The organism is Priestia flexa NBRC 15715 (genome assembly GCF_001591565.1).
GTDB classification, from domain to species: Bacteria; Bacillota; Bacilli; order Bacillales; family Bacillaceae_H; genus Priestia; species Priestia flexa.
In genome coordinates this window covers 1-3,324 of record NZ_BCVD01000200.1, presented here as the reverse complement: position 1 = coordinate 3,324, position 3,324 = coordinate 1, and the positions used below count along the sequence as shown (strand labels likewise).

Genomic DNA, 3,324 nt, shown 5'->3' with positions numbered 1-3,324 from the left:
TTTTTTTAAATTGTCAGGTTGATAGATTAATTAGGGAAAAGGTTGCGATTCAGCAATTGACATGCAAATGAAATTTTTCTTCCGGAGATTTCTGTTAAAATAATAGGAAGAGATCATTGAAAATGTTGAATTTCTATACATAGATGGAGGAATAGATGAATGACAATTGAAAGGCATTTAATTCAAAAGGAGTACTATGAAACCTTGCTTTCAGAAGAAAATTTATCTAATCCAATTATGGCGTTAGGTGAAGCGCTTTTGGAAGAACAAAAGCAAGAGGTTTATGAACTATCATTTATTCGTTTTTCACAAGGGGAAATTTATTTCCATAACAAAGACTTTGAAGCAGCTATTTATAAGTGGGAAAACGTAAATGGAGAGCTTGAGCTTTGGGCAAAGAAAAATATCGGAGATGCTTATTATGAGCTGGGACTGCTATCAATTGCCGAGGAGATGTATACCGCTATCGACTCGGAATCTAGCACGCTCACAGCGGAAGTTGGCTTAAAGCTATTTTCATTATATAAAGAACAGCAAAATTCCGAGCGCTCCTATGAAGTGATTAAGAACCTTGTATCATTTCAGCCTAGCTACCCGAACGTTACGCTGTTAGCAAGAGAGTTTTACGAAGAGCAGAGCGACTGGAAAAGTGCCGTAGAGCTAGCTGTGGACGAAGCGATTCGCACTGAGTCATTAAAGTGGTTTGATACATTAAAGAAATATGTAGATAAAGGCTATACAAAATCATTCGCACCTGATTATTTTTATCAGGTACTTATTACCTTCTATAAAGTTGATCAGCTACACTTTAAGCAGCTTGTCTGTGCACTTTGGAAGAGTTACGTTGGTCAAGATTCACACTTAGCGTGGGTTAAAACCATTAATAATATCTTTTTAAATGTAGAAGTAGGTCTATATGAATACTGGCAAGAAATCTCTCGCTTATATGAAGAGACGTACGTAGAGCTCATTAACGGTCAGTATACAATGCGTGACCTTCACGATGTTGTGCCACACTTGCTTGCTAACTGGCTAAAAGTTACGAGCCAAGCCCGCTCGTTATTTCCTTCAGCAGCTATTTTGGCATGGAATGAGCAGTTTACATCTTCGATTGCTTCACCTGCCTTACAAGAAGCAGAGCGTCTCATTTTTGAGTCATCAAGTGATATAGATGGCTTAACGTATTTTCTTGAGCTTGGTGAAAATATTACAAAATGGGGAAGGCACCATGGGCTTGAAGTTGGCTATAAGTTTAACTGGTTAGCTAGTTCATTTGCAGATTTAAAAACGAAATATGTTATGGTAGCGGGTGCGATGCAAAGCGATAAAGCCTCAATTGTTAATGCTGTATTAAACGAGCATATAGCAGGTGGAAATAACGTACCAATCCTAGTCTTCCATGATGAAGAATTTAAAGTGAATCAACGTTCGTCAAAAGAAATGAATACGAGTACAGAATGGCATTCTTTTAGTAAATTAAAAGAAGTAAGCGAAGCTGATACGTGCTTAGAAGTTCGAGTGCCAAATCGTTTTTTACAAGATCAACACTACGGTCTCATTGATATTCCAGGCTTTCACGGACAAATGGATGAAGCTGAGTATATGTTTGAGTATCTTCCTATTGCAGACGGACTACTATTTGTACTTGATGCAAATCAGCCGTTTACAGAAAAAGAGCGAAATATGTTGCTGCTTGTGAAGAAGCAAGCGCCAGAGCTTCCTATTCACTTCGTTTTAAATAAAGTGAATGCGCTAGAAGATGAGCGGGAAATGGAACGTTTTATCGAAGAAACGTCAGCTTATATTCACGCTGATTTTCCAAAAGCGAGCATTTTACCATATGCTTCGGTATATGAGCTGGATGAGAGAGGTAGCATAGCTCGATTTATGAAAGAAAACTTCCACTTCACTAGTCTACAAAATAACCGTGAACGTCGCATTAGCAGTTTATTAACGTTTATTCGCAAAACGCTTTCGGATTTATTAAAACAGCGTGCGGAGCAAGAGAGTGGATACGTACAAGCTATTCATTGGAATGAAGATATGCTTGTGCGTGTGAACGGCTTTATTAATACGCTAGAGGATAAAGAAAGCGAAGCGGTTCATGAGCTTGTAAACGTGTATCAAGGTATTAAAGATCAAATGAAGCAAGCGTTAACGAAAAATCTTCCTAAGCTTCTGCGTGAATGTTCTAGCATGCTAAATGAAGAGAGTGATTTCCGTCGAATCCACCTGGAATTAAACAAAAAGATGAACGAGAAAATTCAAGAGTATATTGAAAAAGACCTTTTACCAGAATTTCGAGCGTCCCTGCATGACTGGATGAAACAGTGCAACGACCACTTTACTGACATGCAATCTTATATTGAAGATATGGGCAATAGCTTTAATGAAATGTATGAAAAAGAGCGTTTTATGCTCCAGTGTGATTTTAAAGTACTGGATGATTGGAAACGTGATATTAACCGAATGACAACGCGCATGCAGTTAGAAGAAGAAAACATCTTTTTACGTGTGAATCCAGCGCAAATTCTTTTAAAAAGCGCAGGAAAGATTTTTGGCTCGTTCTCGCAAAATAAAACGATGCTTTATAATCAATATAAAAAATATATTGAAAATGAAGAGTATGAAGATGTTACGGCATCTGTGCTAAATAAGTTCTTTCTACAATTTGATTTGTTTGAGAAGTCTCTAGAAGTGGATATTCATCTCTTTTTTGAGCCACCTATTCAAGAGCTGCACGGAGCAGTTGAAGAGTCTCATGAAACAATTGAGCGCAGTAAGAATGCACTTAATGAGATGAAGGAAAGCCTGACGGTATATAGTGATCCACTTTCTGTATTCCAATTACGTCTTCGCCAATATGAAATTATGCTACAAGCAGAAGAAAGCGTGACGTATGAAGAAATTAAGTCAACAAGTGTTGATCACTCTGAGTCATATTCATAACAAAAAGGCAGGGAAACCTGTCTTTTTATTATGCAGTTCATAGTATTGTAAAAAAGTAAAAAAATAGTGATAGGAAAGGTGCGGAGCAGAAGAGTTATCCACAACAAGTTTTTAATGAAAGCGCATACAAAATAAGGATATTAACAGAGTTATACACATTATCAACAATAATTCTGAAAATTCCTATAAAATATTCACATTGTTATACCAGGTCATAACGATTGTTAAATACAGTTATTAACGACTTATACACATTATCCACATACATGTTAGTAAGTTATGTGTATATCTTTTATTGTTTAGAAAGAGAGTTGAACTAAGGAATTCCTTCTTACTGACCTAACTATTTATTATTGTTAAAAAATAACTGCATAA

The 3,324-nt window shown here is 36.6% G+C and carries 1 protein-coding gene; it reads left to right on the top strand.

Annotated features, from left to right (window positions below):
• Positions 1 to 159: 159 nt before the first annotated feature.
• On the top strand, positions 160 to 2,949 hold the full coding sequence (locus tag BFL01S_RS19255; RefSeq protein ID WP_061786680.1) for a dynamin family protein: 2,790 nt from the start codon (positions 160 to 162) through the stop codon (positions 2,947 to 2,949).
• Positions 2,950 to 3,324: the final 375 nt, after the last annotated feature.

Bases quoted from the DNA above. Each gene is read 5' to 3' on its own strand.
- BFL01S_RS19255 (WP_061786680.1), top strand. From the start codon at position 160: ATGACAATTGAAAGGCATTTAATTCAAAAGGAGTACTATGAAACCTTG.